The organism is Thermosynechococcus sp. B3 (assembly GCF_030323045.1).
Taxonomy (GTDB): domain Bacteria; phylum Cyanobacteriota; class Cyanobacteriia; order Thermosynechococcales; family Thermosynechococcaceae; genus Thermosynechococcus.
The window spans coordinates 1,102,647-1,119,479 of record NZ_CP097584.1 but is presented as its reverse complement, the minus strand read 5'-3'; the positions used below and the strand labels follow the sequence as shown (position 1 = coordinate 1,119,479).

Here is a 16,833-nt window from a genome sequence, read left to right as displayed (position 1 = left end):
CGATAATCAATAACGTAGCCGAAATAATCCTTTGCCATGAGCCAACCCCCCCTCGTCACTGAGGCTGAGATTGCTGCTGCAGGCCTCAAGCCCCAAGAGTACACCGAAATTGTCCGCCGCCTTGGCCGCCATCCCAACCGCGCGGAATTGGGCATGTTTGGGGTGATGTGGTCAGAGCATTGCTGCTACAAAAACTCCCGTCCCCTGCTCAAGCAGTTTCCCACCCAAGGGGCACGGGTACTGGTCGGTCCCGGTGAGAATGCCGGCGTCGTGGACTTAGGGGATGGCTTGCGCCTTGCCTTTAAGATTGAGTCCCACAATCATCCCTCGGCCATTGAACCCTTTCAGGGGGCAGCGACCGGCGTGGGGGGGATTCTGCGGGATATTTTCACGATGGGGGCGCGTCCCATTGCCCTGCTGAACGCCCTGCGCTTTGGCGATCTCAAGGAAGCCAAAACCCAACAATTGGTGAAAGGAGTCGTGGCGGGTATTGCCCACTATGGCAACTGTGTCGGTGTGCCCACAGTGGGGGGCGAGGTCTATTTTGACCCTTGCTATGCCGGTAACCCCTTGGTGAATGCCATGGCCTTGGGCCTCATGGAAACCCTAGAAATTGTTAAATCGGCAGCCAGTGGCATTGGCAATCCGGTGCTGTATGTGGGCTCTACAACGGGTCGTGATGGCATGGGAGGGGCTAGTTTTGCCAGTGCCGAACTCACTGATGAATCAATGAGCGATCGCCCCGCCGTCCAAGTGGGGGATCCCTTCATGGAAAAATGCCTCATTGAAGCCTGTCTGGAAGCCTTTCAAACCGGGGCAGTGGTGGCCGCCCAAGATATGGGGGCAGCGGGCTTGACCTGCTCGACTGCGGAAATGGCTGCCAAAGGCGGTGTTGGTATTGAACTGGACTTGGACAAAGTGCCCGTACGGGAACAGGGGATGGTGCCCTACGAGTTTCTCCTTTCGGAATCCCAAGAACGGATGCTCTTTGTGGCGGCGCAAGGGCGGGAAGCGGAACTGATTGAGATTTTCCATCGCTGGGGCTTGCAGGCGGTGGTTGTGGGTCGCGTCATTGCTGAACCGCTGGTGCGGGTGCTTTACCGGGGCGAGGTGGCCGCAGAGGTGCCTGCCCGTGCCCTAGCGGAAGATACCCCTGTCTATGAGCGGCAGTGTCCCAGTGAGCCACCTGTCTATGTCCAACAGGCGCGGCAATGGTCGGTGGATCAATTGGCGTTACCGGCGCGATCGCCCGCGGAGATTTTGCTCACTCTTCTCGCCACCCCCAGTATTGCCTCTAAAGCATGGGTCTATCGTCAGTACGATCACGAGGTGCAAAACAACACCCTCGTCTTCCCCGGTGATGCTGATGCAGCGGTGATTCGCCTGCGGGGTACCCCAAAAGGGATTGCAGCAACCGTGGATTGTCCCAGCCGCTATGTGTATCTGGATCCCTACGAAGGCGGCAAAGCAGCCGTGGCCGAAGCGGCTCGTAATCTGAGTTGTGTTGGAGCAGAACCTCTGGCCGTTACCGATAACCTTAACTTTGGCAGTCCCGAAACGCCCGTGGGTTACTGGCAGTTGACCCATGCCTGTCGGGGTCTGGCCGAGGCTTGTCGTGCCCTACAAACGCCGGTCACCGGGGGCAATGTCTCCCTCTACAACGAAACGATTGATAGCAACGGCCAACCACAGCCGATTTATCCGACCCCCGTGGTGGGGATGGTGGGGTTGATTCCCGATTTGCAGCGGGTTGTCGGTCAGGGCTGGCGATCGCCCGGAGATGCCATTTACCTATTGGGGTTGCCTCTGACCACGCCCTTGAGTGATCCGCGCCTGAGCCTCGGTGGGTCGGAATACCTTGCCCAGATCCATGGCCTTGTGGCGGGGCGTCCACCTCAGATTGATTTAGACCTAGAGCAGCGAGTGCAGGCGGTGTGTCGCTATGGCATTCAGCAGGGGTGGGTTGCCAGTGCCCACGATCTCAGCGAGGGGGGCTTGGCCGTGGCCTTGGCGGAAAGCTGTCTCAGTGGCCAACGGGGGGCAACGATTCAATTGCCAGCGGGCACCTATCCGCGGTGGGATGTGCTGCTGTTTGCTGAAGGGGGGGCGCGCATTCTGGTTTCGGTGCCGCCAACGGCACAGACGGTGTGGGAAACCTATGCGCAGGCGCAACTGCCCAATGCTTGGACACGCCTAGGGGTTGTTAATGGTGAACATACAGAACTGTGCATTGACACCTGTGACAATTCTCCGCTCATCAAGGTTACGATAAAAGAGTTAGGTATTGCTTGGCGATCGCCCCTGCCGAAGTATTTGGACTAAATGACAGAACAACAATTTGCTGATAAGCCGGAAGAAGCCTGTGGTGTGTTTGGGGTCTATGCCCCGGGGGCGGATGTGGCTCGCCTCGCCTACTTTGGTCTCTATGCCCTGCAACATCGAGGTCAGGAATCGGCGGGAATTGCCACATTTGCGGGTAACACCGTCCACTGTTACAAGGACATGGGCTTGGTCTCTCAAGTCTTTGATGAAGAGATTCTTGGAGGGCTGGTGGGAGATTTGGCTGTCGGCCACAACCGCTACTCGACCACGGGTTCTAGTCGCATTGTCAACGCCCAACCAGTGGTGGTGGACACTCGCCTAGGGCCTTTGGCCTTAGCCCACAACGGCAACTTGGTGAATACCTACGCTCTGCGCGAACAAGTCCTAGCCTGTGATGCCCCTACGGCGGTGTTAGCAAGCACAACGGATTCGGAACTCATTGCCTGGGCGATCGCCCAAGCGGTGGCTACTGGTCAATCCTGGTCAGAGGGGATGATTACTGCGGCTCAACAGTGCCAAGGGGCTTTTAGTCTAGTCATGGGTACCCCAGCGGGATTGTTTGGGCTGCGGGATGCCCACGGCATTCGTCCCCTAGTGATTGGCCGCCTAATGATAGAAGGGACACTCCACTATGTCCTTGCTTCTGAAACCTGTGCCCTCGATATTATTGGTGCGGACTATGTGCGGGATGTGGAGCCGGGGGAACTCGTCCACATTACTGCTGAAGGCATTGGCAGTGTGCAATGGGCAGAATCCCAACGCAAGCTGTGTATCTTTGAGATGATTTACTTTGCCCGCCCCGATAGTGTCATGCAGCGGGAGAGCCTCTATAGTTACCGCCAGCGCCTGGGGTACCAGTTGGGGCGTGAAGCCCCCGCCGATGCCGATGTGGTGATTGCTGTGCCCGATTCGGGTGTGCCAGCGGCCATTGGCTTTTCCCAAGCGACGGGGGTGCCCTACGCCGAAGGCTTGATTAAAAATCGCTATGTGGGGCGCACGTTTATTCAGCCCACCCAGTCGATGCGGGAGTCGGGAATTCGGATGAAGCTGAATCCGCTGCGGGATGTGTTGATGGGACAGCGGGTGGTGATTGTGGATGACTCGATTGTGCGGGGCACCACTAGCCGCAAAATTGTCAAAGCGCTGCGGGATGCCGGTGCAGTGGAAGTACATATGCGGATTTCCTCGCCGCCGGTCACTCACCCGTGTTTCTATGGTATTGACACCGATACCCAAGATCAACTGATTGCAGCCACCAAGTCCGTGGCTGAGATTGCGGCTCAGATTGGCGTGGATTCCCTGAGTTACCTCAGTTGGCAGGGGATGATTGCCGCCACCTACGATACGGGCGATCGCTTTTGTTCCGCCTGTTTTACAGGCAAGTACCCGATTAGCATCCCGGAGCCAGTGAAACGGCAAAAGTTGGTGCTTGAGCAAATTCCCCAATGAGTCTGGACTACGGTCACTGGCCTTCCATCCTCTCTGCCACCGCAGTCAGTGCTGCGGCCACCAGTCTCAGTGAATTGCGCGCCACTCCCCTAGGTTTGGTGTGGTTAGAGCGGCGTCCCCAAGAAAAGGGGCGAGTAGTGCTGGTGCGTCAAGGGCAAGAACTTTTGGCTGCCCCTTGGAGTGCGCGATCGCGCGTGAATGAGTATGGCGGCGGTGCCTACTGGTACCACGGTGATCAAATTTACTTTGTTAATGATGCCGATCAGGGGATCTACGCCCTTGGGGAACCCAGCCCTCAGTTAATCTATCAAGCGGCGAATACGCGCTTTGCCGATGGTTGCGTCGATCCCTGGCGCGATCGCCTGCTATGTGTCGAAGAGGCACATCTGCCAGAGGGTAGCTCACGGCAATCCCTTGTTGCCATTTCCCTATCGGGGGAGCGGACGTCCTTGATCACTGGGGCTGGCTTTTATGCTGCGCCACGCTTGAGTCCAGAGGGTCATACCCTTGTCTGGTTGCAATGGTCAGCACCGCAGATGCCTTGGGATGGCTGTGAACTGTGGGGAGCCATGGTCAGTAGTGACGGTTTCCTTGGTACGCCCTACCGCATTGTTGGCAGTAGTGAGGAATCTGTGCAGCAACCCCAATGGCAAGGAGAGACCCTCTACTACATCAGCGATCGCTCTGGCTGGTGGAATCTCTATCGTTACCGTGATGGCCACCATGAACCGGTTTGGCAGGCCAACTATGATGCCGGTGTGCCCCTGTGGGTCTTTGGTCAATCCACCTATGCTCTTGTGAACGCTGAAACGGCAGTTTTAACCTATAGCGATCGCGGCCTATGGCGATTGGCAGTGGTTTCCCTCACGACGGGGGAATGGCAAACTGTCCCGACGGACTACACTGAGATTCATTCTCTCGTTCGCCTGAGCGATCGCGCCGTTGCCTTGATTGGCAGTTCGCCCCTGTTACCCCCCCATCTTGTTGAGTTCAATCTGGATGACGGCACCACCACACCGCTGCAACCCATTGCTTCTCCTCTGCCACGGGAGTGGATTTCGCAGCCCGAGGTGATGGAATTTCCCACAACTGAGGGTGCAACCGCCTACGGCTTTTTCTACCCGCCCCAAAATCCCCAAGTACAACCCCCGGCAGACTCACGCCCCCCCTTAATCGTGAGAAGTCATGGCGGGCCAACGGCAGCCAGTGGCACAGGTCTCGATTTGCGCATCCAGTTTTGGACCAGTCGCGGCTTTGCGGTGTTGGATGTCAACTATCGTGGCAGTACGGGTTATGGTCGTGCCTATCGCAATGCCCTGCGGGGACAGTGGGGCGTGGTGGATGTGGCGGACTGTAGCGCTGGGGCAGAGTATTTAGTTCGCCAAGGAAAGGTGGATGGCGATCGCTTAGCCATTCGCGGCAGCAGTGCTGGGGGCTATACCACTCTGTGTGCCCTGACGTTTACGACAACCTTCCATGTGGGGGCGAGTTACTACGGCATTGGCGATCTCCTTAGCCTGCTCAAGGAAACCCATGCTTTTGAAGCCCATTATTTTGATCAACTGATTGCCCCCTATCCCGAAGGGGCAGACCTCTACCGCCAGCGATCGCCCCTCTACCATGCGGATCGCCTCACCTGTCCGGTGATTTTCTTTCAGGGGCTAAAGGATGTCGTTGTTCCCCCCAGCCAAGCGGAACAGATGGTAGCCGCCCTGCAGGCCAAGAGCATTCCCGTAGAATATTACACCTTTGCCGAAGAGGGACACGGCTTCCGCCAAAGCAGCACGATCGCCACCGCCCTTGAGGCAGAATTGAAGTTTTATCAAAGGCATTTACTCAAAGGCTAGAAGAACAATGTTTACTGGCATTATTCAGGCGATCGGTATCCTCCAGCAACGCTCCGAGTCCCAGTTGGCGATTACTGCGGCCGCTGCCCCTTTTCTTAAGGACGTGGCCATTGGCGATAGTATTGCCGTTGAGGGCGTCTGCCTCACAGTGGAAACCTTTGATGCCACGGGGTTTACGGTCAGTGTCTCCCCGGAAACGCTGCAACGCACCACATTGGCGGCCAAAGCGGCAGCAGGCGCAATGGTGAACCTAGAACCTGCCCTACGCGTTGGGGATAGGGTGGGAGGGCATTTTGTGACCGGTCATGTGGATGGTGTCGGCACCGTACTGGCGATCGCGCCCACAGGCACGAGTTGGGAATTCACCTTCTCTGCCCCTGAAGCGGTAGCAACCTACATCATCCCCAAGGGCAGTATTGCCATCAATGGCATTAGCCTTACCGTTGCCCATTGCAATGAAAAAGGGGATGAATTCAGCATTGCTGTCATCCCCCATACCTATGCAGAAACCACGCTGCAATTTCTTAGGGTTGGCGATGGCGTGAACCTAGAGGCGGATCTATTGGGCAAATATACCCGCAAGTTTCTCCAGCCTCAAGACGCCTCAACCGCAGTCGAAATTGACCTCGCCTTTCTCCAAGCCCATGGCTACGCCTAGGGTCATTATTTTTTCTTCTTGGCAGTCCGAGACTTGCCACCAGATTTTTTGGCAGCAGCACCAAATCCCTTACTTTCAGCCGTAGGTTCAGCGACTGGGTCAGGACTTTCGGCAGCAGGCTCAGCCACTGGTTCCACTGTCTGCTCAGAAACTGCGACAGGTTCTGGAGCTGGCTCGTCAGGTGTTGTTTCCGCTGCTGGTTCAGGGGCACTCACTTCAGGCGTTGCGGTTTCGGCCACTTCTGCGGGTGCTTCGGCAGTTTTTGCGGCAGCACTCATGGCTTGGGTTTGGGCGGCCACCTCTTCAGCAAGGTTGGTTTCTTGCTTCTCAATCCCCTCACCGAGGACAAAGCGTTGGAAGCGGCGAATCTGGATATTTTCCCCCAGTTCAGCAATGTGCTCTTTGACCAACTCTTCAACGGTCTTGGACTGATCGCGGATGAAGGGCTGGTTGAGCAGGCACAACTCTTTGAGGGTTTTCTCCAGTTTGCCAGCAACAATTTTCTCCTTGACCTCGGGGGGCTTGCCCTTCAGGGCATCGGAGCCAAGGGCAATCTGGCGTTCTTTTTCTTTGTACTCCTCAGGAATATCGTCGATTGAGACAAATTCTACATTCGGGCAAGCGGCAATTTGCTTGGCAATGTCTTGGACAAGGGCTTTGAATTTCTCGTTGCGAGCCACAAAGTCGGTCTCACAGTTCACCTCCACCAGCACGCCAATGCGCCCGCCAGTGTGAATGTAGCTATCCACCAGACCTTCACTGGTGACGCGCCCGGCTTTTTTACCCGCAGAGGCTAGACCCTTTTGCCGCAACCAAGCAATGGCGGCTTCCATATCGCCGTTGGACTCCTGCAAGGCTTTCTTGCAGTCCATCATGCCGGCACCGGTTTTGTCCCGCAGTTCTTTGACTAGTTTGGCTGAAATCTCTGCCATGATCTGTTCCTCAAGGATTAAGCGTCAGAATCATCTGGAATATCTAGGGCGTCAGCATCACCATCGTCGCTGGCGGTCATCCCATCGTCGTCCTCATCACCGAGATCCGCTTCTGGTTCGTCCAACTGACCATGGCGGCCTTCGTAAATGGCATCGGCTAGTTTACCCACAATCAGCTTAATCGAACGGATGGCATCATCGTTAGCGGGAATGGGAATATCCACTTGATTGGGGTCGCAGTTGGTATCCAGCAGCGCCACGATCGGAATCCCCAATTTGTGACACTCGGCAACGGCGTTGTACTCGCGCTTGACATCAACAATAATCGCGACATCGGGCAGCCGCCGCATTTGTTTAATCCCGCCAAGGTATTTTTGCAAACGTGCCAGTTCTCGCCGCAGGGCTGAGGCCTCCTGTTTTGGCCGCAGATCAATGAGGCCATTTTCCTCCATGCTTTCTAATTCTTTGAGGCGATCAACACGGGTTTTGATGGTATTCCAGTTGGTGAGCATCCCCCCCAGCCAGCGCTGGTTGACGTAGTAACTGCCGCAGCGGAGCGCTTCCTGTTCGACAATGCCGGCGGCTTGGCGCTTAGTACCAATAAACAAAAAGCGTTTGCCTTTTTCAGCGGCGTTGCGGATGTAGTTGTAGGCTTCATCCACCAGTTGGGCGGTTTGCACGAGGTCAATGATGTGCACCCCATTGCGAACCGTGAAGATGTAGGGTGCCATCCGGGGGTTCCAGCGGCGGGCTTGGTGGCCAAAGTGAACCCCTGCCTCCAGCATTTGGGCAAGGCTAAGAACTGCCATTGAGTTGTACTCCTATGGGTTAAACAACCATCCGTCCATCATCCGGTGAGGACACCCAAGGGGACGAATGTGAAAGATTTGCAGATTTATTATCATAGCCAATGATCAAGGCTGTTGGAAAGCCCAATCCACAGTGATTTGGTAGCGTCGTGATCTTGACGCTCAGGGGTGGCCAAACTATTCTGAAAGATTCAAGACGGCTGGATGGTGCTGAACGTTGGATATTTCCCGCTTGCGATCGCAATGGCAACAAATTCACGGTGACGAAACCTCTGAAGCCGTTATTGAGCAGCACTTTGTGCAACCGCTCCTGAGTGTGTTGGGCTTTGGCGATCGCGATCGCCTCTCTTCCTTTGACACAGGTGCAGGCATTGCCGATGTGGCAGCCCGTTTCCCCCGCGAGCATCAGCCTCCTTTTTGTCAGACTCAAGTTGACCCCGATTTAATTGTGGAGATTAAACCCCCTGCCCGTCGCTCCCGCAATACCCCCAGTCAAACCGTGGTCTTGAACCTTGAGAATGGGTCTGCCCATCATAGCCGCGCTCTGCAACAACTCCGCCAACTTTTCAGGGGTTGCCATTGCCAAGGAACCGCTTGGGGGTTGATCACGAATGCCCGCCATCTACAGCTTTTTCAACGCCATGGTCACTTGGTCTATCCAGTGACGCCCAACTATGAACTGACGGGCGATCGCCTTGAGGGCATTATCGAAAACCTCAAAACCTGCTTGCGATCGCGCCCCCGTGCCACCACCCTCTGTCTCTATAACCATAAGGGGGGAGTGGGCAAAACCACCACTACGATTAACTTGGGCGCCACCCTTGCTGTGGCAGATGCCGCTGTCTTGCTCGTTGATTGTGACCCCCAAGGGGATCTCAGCCGCGCCCTTGAGCTAACCCCCACCAGTACGACCCTTGCGGCTTGTCTGCAAAACCCTGATGAGCCGATTACGGCTACGATTCGCCCTTTTGACCTGCGCATCCGCACCAGCAGCAGTATCAAATCTGCCCATATTTTTGACGTCATTCCTGCTGCGCCACAACTGCAAAGCATCCTCATTCAGGCGATGCAAACCCAATATCCACCCATTACCCGCCTGCGGGAACTCCTTACCCCCTTGCGCGATCGCTACGACTACATCCTCATTGACTGCCCCAGTGCTTGGCTCTTTTTAAGTAAGAGCGCCGTGTATGCCAGTGACGCCGTTTTGATTCCCACCCGCCACACCGATCTCTCCTCCCTCAACAATGCCGCTCAGGTGATTCACCAATTTCTCTTTAATGAAATTCACACATTGCGCCGTGAAGGCGGCCCCCTTCCTTTGCCTATTTTCTTTAATGGTGCTCCCACAACCGACAAGGCAATGGCCGTTGCCCAAACAGAAATTGAACGGATTCTCCAGAAACTCCCCCACCTCACTCCCTACTTTTGGCCACAGTATCAAGCCAACGACACAAGCGTATTTGCCATTCCTGAATATGCCATTATTTCCCGTGCCGCCTTTGCCCGTGTTCCTGCTGTCTTCAAAGATAAGCGCGTCTTAGGCTTTTATCAAACATTGGTGCAGACCTATCTTCGCCCCTTAGCTGCTGTCAATGACCTCCCCTAACCAACAACCTTCCTAACAAGATTTATAAAAAAATCTGAAAACAGAAATTGCTTGTTCCCCTAAAATGAAATTACCCCTCCCTGAGCAGCCGTCATGACCGAGCCTGTCACCCAATCCCAACTAGCCGAAGTTCTGGAAACCGTCAAGGCAATCCAGTCGCAGTTGACAGAACTCACCCTTGAAGTGAAGGTGGGGCAAGCAGAAATCCGTGAAAAGTTCAACACCATGGAGGCCAAAATCGAGGCCGTTCGCCTAGAAGTACAGAACAATCGCGAGCAGTTAGTGGAGCTAGGGAAACGCCAAAGTTCAACGGACAATCGCCTGTGGGCATTACTGGTGGCACTGTTTTTGATGGTGGCAGGACTCTTGGCCAAAATTACACTGTTTGACAGAGTTTAGAGGAAAATTGCTGTGACTCAGTCCCAATTGGCCGAAGTTCTAGGGCGTGTCATCAGATAAATTGACCATCGAGGCAGTGTTTTGCTGAGGCATTACTGGCGGACAAAGCCTATGCTGCAGATGAGCGGGTGCTAAGACGGCTAGCGGAGAAAGGGTGCGAGGCTGTCATCCGCGCAAGTCTTGTCGTAAACAGCGTCGTGGTTATGACAAAGAACTGTACAAAGCTCGGCACTTGATTGAGAATTTTTTTGCTAGGCTCAAGCCGTATCGAGGGATTGCCACACGTTACGATAAGACAGCGCGAAACTTTTTAGGTGCGATATATCTCGCTGCCGCTGTTATCTGGCTTAACTGATGACACACCCTAGGCCCCACCCCACAAACCAAGTTTTAGTTGGCACAAAACAACCTCTGACGCTGAACTCAAAGCAGGCCTAATGTTGCAAGTAACTGGGTACCAAGGGCAGTGCATCCTGAAACAGGGGTGTGGTTAAGTAGCGTTCACCAAAACTCGGCTGCACCATGACAATTAACTTGCCCGCATTTTCGGGTCGTTGAGCCACCTGAATGGCAGCGCAAAGGGCAGCCCCACTGGAAATGCCTGAAAGAAGGCCTTCTTCACGGGCTAGGCGGCGACCAAAATAAATCGCTTGGTCGTCAGAGACGGGGATCACTTCATCAATGAGTTCTCGTTTAAGAACGGGGGGTACAAAGCCGGCGCCAATACCTTGAATTTTGTGGGGGCCTGGTTTGCCTCCTGAAAGGACAGGACTATTGCTAGGTTCGACAGCGATCGCCTGAAAGCTGGGCTTCTTGGCTTTGATCACTTCTGCCACTCCCGTAATCGTACCTCCAGTACCCACTCCAGCCACCAAAATATCCACTTGACCGGCCGTATCTTGCCAAATTTCGAGGGCAGTGGTTTCACGATGAATCTTGGGATTGGCGGGATTTTTGAATTGTTGCAGCATGAAAGCATCTTCAAGGGAGGCAGCAATTTCTTCGGCGCGACGAATGGCACCACTCATCCCCTCTGTGCCGGGGGTCAAATCCAGCTCTGCTCCATAGGCACGCAGCATAGCTCGCCGCTCTGCACTCATGGTCTCTGGCATAGTGAGAATCAGGCGATAGCCCTTTGCCGCCGCCACCATTGCTAAGGCAATCCCGGTATTGCCCGATGTGGGTTCCACCAAAACCGTCTTACCGGGGGTAATAAGACCCGCTGCTTCTGCCTCCTGAATCATACTCAGGCCAATGCGATCCTTAACCGAGGCCGCAGGATTCATGCTCTCTAGCTTGACAACAATTTGCGCAACGCAGCCTTCCGCTTGGGGAATGCGGTTCAGGCGTACGAGGGGCGTCCGACCAATGAGGGCAGTAATATCGGGGGCAATGTTCATGGGATATCAATCTCCAATTCAAGACAAAAACCTTAGAGAAATTAGATGAATGTCAACCCCAGCCTAGATGTAGTACATGACATCCACTTGCTGGTAAGCCTGCCGCCGATCGCACAAATCTTGAAGGGTATGCTTTTTCAAAACATCATTGGCTGCTGCGCAGGCTTCTAGCCACACTGAACGGATCAGACTACGCTCCAGATCGCCCTTTTCAGGCGGCTTTTGGGCGAGCTTGGACTCAATCCCCTCGATACAGTTGAGCACGTCCAAAATTGAGATTTGCCAAGGTGCTTTTGCCAGCAAGTAGCCACCCCGGGCGCCCCGCTGACTGCGAATCAGCCCCTTGCGGCGTAGGGTCGCCATCAGTTGCTCCAAATAGCGATCGGGAATGTTATGCAGGGCAGCAATTTGGCGAATTTGTAGCGGCTCCGCCTGTTCATAGGCCGCTGACATTTCCAAGAGCGCCAAGAGGGCGTACTCACTTTTGGCAGACAGTTCCACAAGACGTTTGGCACACGCACGACATTGAGCAGATTGCCCAACCCATAGTATATCCTACTTCTTGATCGGGATTTAGGAGATTCTTAAGAATCTTCACCGTGGCGCAGGTTGCAACCTCGAGAATTCACGGCATTGCGCAAACGCCCTTCAGCAACTTCACTCGAAAAACCGGCTAGACTGAAAAGAGGCTCTAGCTTCATGCCCACGTCTGCCCGATGGTCAGAATTCTAGCCATTGAAACCAGTTGTGATGAAACGGCTGCTGCCGTAGTGCGCGATCGCGCCATTGAAAGTAATGTGATTGCCTCCCAAGTGCGTGCCCATCAACCCTTTGGCGGTGTCGTACCGGAAGTTGCCTCCCGTGCCCACTTGGAAAACATTAACGGCGTGATCACAGCAGCGATGAGTGAGGCCGGTTGTGATTGGTCTGCCATTGATGCCGTTGCTGTCACCTGTGCTCCCGGATTGGTGGGGTCGCTGCTCATTGGGGTTACGGCGGCAAAAACCCTTGCCCTTGTGCAGCAAAAACCGCTCTTGGGAATTCACCACCTTGAAGGCCACCTCTATGCCTCCTACTTAGCGGAACCGACCCTTGAACCACCGTTTCTCTGCCTCTTGGTATCTGGCGGGCATACCAGTCTCATTGGCGTTTATGGCTGTGGCGAGTACCAACTCTTTGGCCAAACGCGGGATGATGCGGCGGGGGAAGCCTACGATAAGGTAGCACGCCTACTGGGCTTGGGCTATCCAGGGGGGCCAGTGCTCGATCGCTTGGCGCAGCAGGGCAATCCAGAGGCCTTTGATCTACCAGAGGGAAATATCCGCCTCCCCGATGGCAAGGTGCATCCCTACGATTCCAGTTTTAGTGGGCTGAAAACCGCAGTGGCACGACTCGTGGAGGAGCTGCGTCAAACCCATGATGAATTGCCGGTGGCTGACCTTGCAGCCAGTTTTCAGAAGGCGGTAGCACAGGCCTTGACCAAGCGGGCGATCGCGGCAGCAGTGGATCATGGATTCAAAACCCTCGCCATTGGGGGAGGCGTAGCGGCAAATTCTGGACTGCGACAACACCTGACTGCGGCTGCTGAACCCTTGGGGCTACAGTTGATTTTTCCGCCTCTGCGGCTATGTACCGATAATGCGGCGATGATTGGTTATGCGGCAGTGGATCATTTCCAGCGGGGCGATCGCTCCCCCTTGGAGCTGACAGCCCGTTCACGCCTCAGCTTGCTGGAGATTTCTGCCCTCTATGCAGCCACGCCCCTCGCAGTGAGTTAATGGCGATCGAGCCTAAAAAGAACACCAGTTGACAGACCACAATACTCGGCCCCGATGGCCAATTCATCCCTGCTGACAAGAGCATACCAACAATGGCACTGCCTACCCCTACTAGGGCCGCCAAAACCACGTACTGCGAAAATTGCCGACTCCACAGGCGAGCGCCACAGGCGGGAATCACCACAAAGGCACTAATGAGCAATACCCCCACTGTCTTAATCGAGACGGCAACCACCAAGGCCAATAGGGTGATAAACAGCAGCCGCTGAATCCCCACCGCCGCCCCCCGCGCCACCGCCAAGGCCTCATTCACTGTGATTAACAATTGCACCCGTAACGTGAGCAGGATGAAAGTGCCGACAAGGGCGCAGAGCGTGCCACTCATGACGAGATCGGCTGGGCGCACCGCCAAAATATCGCCAAACAGTAAATTATTTAGCCCCCCCTGATAGCGATCGCTGATACTGAGCAAAATCACCGCCACCGCCAACGAGGCCGAATAGATGATATTCAAGAGGGCATCCGTCCACAGTCGCGTATGCTCGAGCAAATACGTCACCCCGAGGGCAAACACCACGGCAAAGGGCAACAACATCACGGAGGGATTCAATCCTAAAATAATTCCTAGGCTAATTCCCAGTAGCGCGGAATGCCCCAAGGCATCACTAAAAAAAGAAAGTTGCCGCAGGATTGTAAAGCTACCGAGGGCACCCGCCATCCCTCCCGTAAAGATCCCTGCCCACAGTGCCCGCTGCATAAAGGGCAACTGCAACAGCTCAATCATTCGTTCCAAAATCATGGGGACTTCTGTTTAGCGCCTGCCAAAGAGGAATAGAAGAATAATATGCTATTGAACGAGGTGGTTGTGAGGATGGGGCTGCGTGTATCGTCTGCTGGCACCTGCCAAAATTAATCTCTTTTTACAAATTGTTGGCAATTGTTTAGATGGCAGTGGCTACCACGAGCTGGTAATGGTCATGCAGGCGGTTTCCCTCATGGATCGCATTGAACTCATCCCGCGGCGCGATCGCCAAATTAAAGTCCATTGCACCAACCCGGCTGTCCCCTGCGATCAACGAAATCTCGCCTACAAAGCAGCGGCCTTACTCCAGCAGCATTTTCCCGATCGCGATGGCGTTGAAATTTTCATTGAAAAACGAATTCCTATGGGGGCAGGCTTGGCCGGGGGATCCACCAATGGGGCAGCGGTACTGGTGGGCTTAGATCTCCTGTGGCAGTTGGGTCTGACGCAAGCGGAATTGCAAACCTTTGCAGCGCAATTGGGGGCTGATGTGCCCTTCTGTCTGCAAGGGGGGACCGCCTTAGCCCTAGGGCGCGGTGAACAGTTGACGCCCCTAGCGGATTTACAGGGATTAACTGTCATCCTAGGGAAGTATCGCTCCCTCAGTGTGGCTACCCCTTGGGCCTATCAAACCTATCGGCAAGAATTCGCCGCCACCTATGCCCAAACCCCCAACGAGCAGGAAAAAGCCCGCCAAGAGGGGGGATCCGCAACCTTGTTACAGGCCATTCAGCAGCGTGACATCGCCAAATTGACCGCCAGCCTCCGTAATGATTTAGAGAAGGTAGTGTTGCCCCGCTATCCCTTGGTGGCAGAGTTAAAGGAGCAATTCCTCGCCGCTGGGGCGATCGCCAGCATGATGTCAGGATCCGGGCCAACAGTGTTTGCCCTAGCGCCCTCTGCCGATGAAGGTTACAGCATCATGCAACGGGTACGGCGCGCCCTACCAGACCCCGACCTTGATCTATGGATCTGTGAGTGCTGTCCCCACGGCATTCAGTTGGAGACGCCCTAGGCAAACTCCTCAAGATAGTCTTGAATTTCTCGGCGCCGTTGGGGCTGCCGCAACTTTTGCAGGGCACGGTGCTCAATTTGGCGAATCCGCTCCCGACTCAGTCCCAGCAGTGCCGCAATTTCCGCCATCTCAAGGGCGGGCTGCTCCCCGAGGCCATAGCGCAGTTCCATCACTTGCCGCTCACGGGGCGAGAGATCACTGAGGAGTTGCTTCAAAGTAGTACGCAGGGACTCACGCATGATCACTTCATTGGGGGTGGGGGCAGTGGATTCAATCAGCTCCTGCAATTCCGTTTCTTGGTCGGAGCCAACCCGCTGTTCCAAGGCCACGGATTTAGGAACAGCCATGAGCACTTCCCGCACCTGTGACACCTCCAGATTCAGTTCTTGGGCAATGTCCGCTAGACTGGGCATCGCGCCTTGTTGAGCCGCAAGACGCCGTTGGGCACGCTTAATTTTATTGAGTTTTTCCACCATGTGAATGGGCAAGCGGATTGTGCGGCTTTGGCTAGCAACGGCACGGGTGACACTTTGGCGAATCCACCAGTAGGCATAGGTGCTAAAGCGAAATCCCTTGGTCGGATCGAATTTTTCAACGGCACGTTCTAGACCCAAACTCCCCTCTTGGATCAGATCTAAAAATTCCACGCCGCGATGTTGATATTTTTTGGCAATATTCACCACCAAGCGCAGGTTGGCTTGCAGCAATTGGGCTTTTGCCCGCTGTCCTTGCCGCTCAATGTGCTGAAGTTCACTTAGGGTCATATTCGCTGCCTTTGCCCAAGCTTGACGACCCGCCTGCACACAGGTTTGCAATTCAGCCACACTCATCTTAAGTCGCGCAGCCCATTGGGTACGGGTAAGGGGACGCCCCAACTGCCGCTGCTGGCGATCGCGCTCCGTAACAGCCGCCACATAGCGCTTGATCTGGGGGTCATCGGACTGATCTCGCACTGCGAGCAGGGCTTGGTACTGCTGAACCTGTTGGGCAAGGCGCAGTTCTTGGCTAGGGGTGAGCAAGGGCACACGGCCAATTTCCTGCAAATACTGCCGCACCAAATCCGTTGTCAATGGACGGTCGGACACGGGTTGAATGGGGGTAGCCACCATAGGACAACTCAACTCACAATATCGAGAATTCAGCTCGATAGTGGTATTCTCTGCCCTTGGCGAGGGGGACGGCAGTGATGGAGCTGGTGCTTAAGTTGTGATATTGATCAACCTTCTGTGCTTTCTGAGGCACCCGTCATAAGCTTTGTGGCTGAAGACGGCTGTTCCTTGAGAATCGTGGTATCAATCACGCAGGGCAATCGGGCAGCCTTGAGACCGCGCTTGATCACGGCAAGGGTTTCTTGAAAGAGGACAAAGAGGGGAAATTGACGATTGGCGCCCTCACTAAAGACATCCCGATGCTGCAAGGGCATATCCCAGCTATAACTGCGACTGAGGAGCACTTGGGATTGGCGCCAGCGGGTCAGCAGTTCCGTAAAGCTTTCCCCTGGCCGATGGATAAAGACCAGCAGTTCAATGTCGGTTTTGACTTTCCACTCGGGATCGCACAGGACAAAGACCAAATCACAGGGCACCATCACCGACTTCACTTGGGGACGTTGGTTCGAGGTTGTGGCGGCAGGAACCTGAATATGGGCGATCGGCAGCGGAATTGGAATTAAACTCTCTTGAGGTCGCCGCATACTGGGAATCATTTCTAGGTACGGGCGATATTGCCGCAGGAGTTCTGTCGCATGCAGCGGATCCGTGTAGCGAACCAAGGTGTGTTCGTAGAGGTTGGGGGCGATCGCCATAGCAGAAAG

At 54.9% G+C, this 16,833-nt stretch carries 15 protein-coding genes and 1 pseudogene; 9 read left to right on the top strand and 7 right to left on the bottom strand.

What is annotated here, in order from left to right; translation table 11 throughout:
* Nucleotides 1-36 precede the first annotated feature (36 nt).
* From purL to M0646_RS05685, 4 genes are read left to right on the top strand one after another with little or no spacing between them, the layout of a single operon-like run.
* Nucleotides 37-2,322, top strand: a complete 2,286-nt coding sequence (purL, locus tag M0646_RS05700) for a phosphoribosylformylglycinamidine synthase subunit PurL (protein ID WP_286626981.1) — start codon at nt 37-39, stop codon at nt 2,320-2,322.
* The gene (gene purF / locus M0646_RS05695; RefSeq protein ID WP_286626980.1) at nt 2,323-3,771 is read left to right on the top strand and encodes an amidophosphoribosyltransferase; all 1,449 of its coding nucleotides are present in this window, start codon (nt 2,323-2,325) and stop codon (nt 3,769-3,771) included.
* Entirely contained in the window at nt 3,768-5,618 is a 1,851-nt protein-coding gene (locus M0646_RS05690; protein ID WP_286649954.1) for a S9 family peptidase, read from the top strand. The genes purF and M0646_RS05690 overlap by 4 nt, the downstream gene beginning before the upstream one ends.
* 7 nt (nt 5,619-5,625) lie before the next feature.
* Nucleotides 5,626-6,276, top strand: coding sequence for a riboflavin synthase (locus tag M0646_RS05685; RefSeq protein ID WP_286649953.1), 651 nt, complete (start codon nt 5,626-5,628; stop codon nt 6,274-6,276).
* Nucleotides 6,277-6,281: 5 nt separating this feature from the next.
* On the opposite strand, the gene tsf is transcribed toward M0646_RS05685, so the two are convergent.
* Nucleotides 6,282-7,208: a translation elongation factor Ts gene (gene tsf, locus M0646_RS05680; protein WP_149818944.1), complete on the bottom strand. Its 927-nt coding sequence runs from the start codon at nt 7,206-7,208 to the stop codon at nt 6,282-6,284.
* Nucleotides 7,209-7,225: 17 nt separating this feature from the next.
* On the bottom strand, nt 7,226-8,017 hold the full coding sequence (rpsB, locus tag M0646_RS05675; RefSeq protein WP_149818942.1) for a 30S ribosomal protein S2: 792 nt from the start codon (nt 8,015-8,017) through the stop codon (nt 7,226-7,228).
* Between the two features lie 217 nt (nt 8,018-8,234).
* Here rpsB and M0646_RS05670 point away from each other — a divergent pair, with 217 nt between their 5' ends.
* The 3 genes and pseudogenes from M0646_RS05670 to M0646_RS13125 form a co-directional block, all read left to right on the top strand.
* Complete coding sequence (locus tag M0646_RS05670; protein WP_286626972.1) at nt 8,235-9,626, top strand: ParA family protein; 1,392 nt, start codon at nt 8,235-8,237, stop codon at nt 9,624-9,626.
* 93 nt (nt 9,627-9,719) lie between these two features.
* Nucleotides 9,720-10,025 carry a hypothetical protein gene (locus M0646_RS05665; RefSeq protein ID WP_149818940.1) on the top strand — a complete coding sequence of 102 codons (306 nt, stop codon included), beginning with the start codon at nt 9,720-9,722 and terminating at the stop codon, nt 10,023-10,025.
* Between the two features lie 83 nt (nt 10,026-10,108).
* Nucleotides 10,109-10,380 (top strand): annotated as a pseudogene (locus M0646_RS13125) (transposase); the annotation flags it as partial.
* Nucleotides 10,381-10,459: 79 nt separating this feature from the next.
* Here the strand turns inward: M0646_RS13125 and cysK are convergent.
* Nucleotides 10,460-11,425, bottom strand: a complete 966-nt coding sequence (cysK, locus tag M0646_RS05655; RefSeq protein ID WP_149818938.1) for a cysteine synthase A — start codon at nt 11,423-11,425, stop codon at nt 10,460-10,462.
* A gap of 63 nt (nt 11,426-11,488) precedes the next feature.
* A complete protein-coding gene (locus tag M0646_RS05650; RefSeq protein ID WP_149818936.1) occupies nt 11,489-11,926 on the bottom strand; it encodes an Rrf2 family transcriptional regulator in 438 nt (145 codons plus the stop codon).
* A 215-nt stretch (nt 11,927-12,141) separates the two neighbouring features.
* Here M0646_RS05650 and tsaD point away from each other — a divergent pair, with 215 nt between their 5' ends.
* Nucleotides 12,142-13,203, top strand: a complete 1,062-nt coding sequence (gene tsaD, locus M0646_RS05645) for a tRNA (adenosine(37)-N6)-threonylcarbamoyltransferase complex transferase subunit TsaD (protein ID WP_286626969.1) — start codon at nt 12,142-12,144, stop codon at nt 13,201-13,203.
* On the opposite strand, the gene M0646_RS05640 is transcribed toward tsaD, so the two are convergent.
* Entirely contained in the window at nt 13,148-14,002 is an 855-nt protein-coding gene (locus M0646_RS05640; RefSeq protein ID WP_286626967.1) for a metal ABC transporter permease, read from the bottom strand. The two genes, tsaD and M0646_RS05640, sit on opposite strands and share 56 nt — an antisense overlap.
* Nucleotides 14,003-14,084: 82 nt before the next feature.
* Between M0646_RS05640 and ispE the strand changes: the two genes are divergently transcribed.
* Nucleotides 14,085-15,020 (top strand): 4-(cytidine 5'-diphospho)-2-C-methyl-D-erythritol kinase, encoded by a 936-nt coding sequence (gene ispE / locus M0646_RS05635; protein ID WP_286649952.1) that lies wholly within the window; start codon nt 14,085-14,087, stop codon nt 15,018-15,020.
* Here the strand turns inward: ispE and M0646_RS05630 are convergent.
* On the bottom strand, nt 15,017-16,129 hold the full coding sequence (locus tag M0646_RS05630; RefSeq protein ID WP_286649951.1) for an RNA polymerase sigma factor, RpoD/SigA family: 1,113 nt from the start codon (nt 16,127-16,129) through the stop codon (nt 15,017-15,019). The genes ispE and M0646_RS05630 overlap by 4 nt on opposite strands.
* A 107-nt stretch (nt 16,130-16,236) precedes the next feature.
* Nucleotides 16,237-16,824, bottom strand: coding sequence for a hypothetical protein (locus M0646_RS05625; protein ID WP_399374965.1), 588 nt, complete (start codon nt 16,822-16,824; stop codon nt 16,237-16,239).
* Nucleotides 16,825-16,833 lie beyond the last annotated feature (9 nt).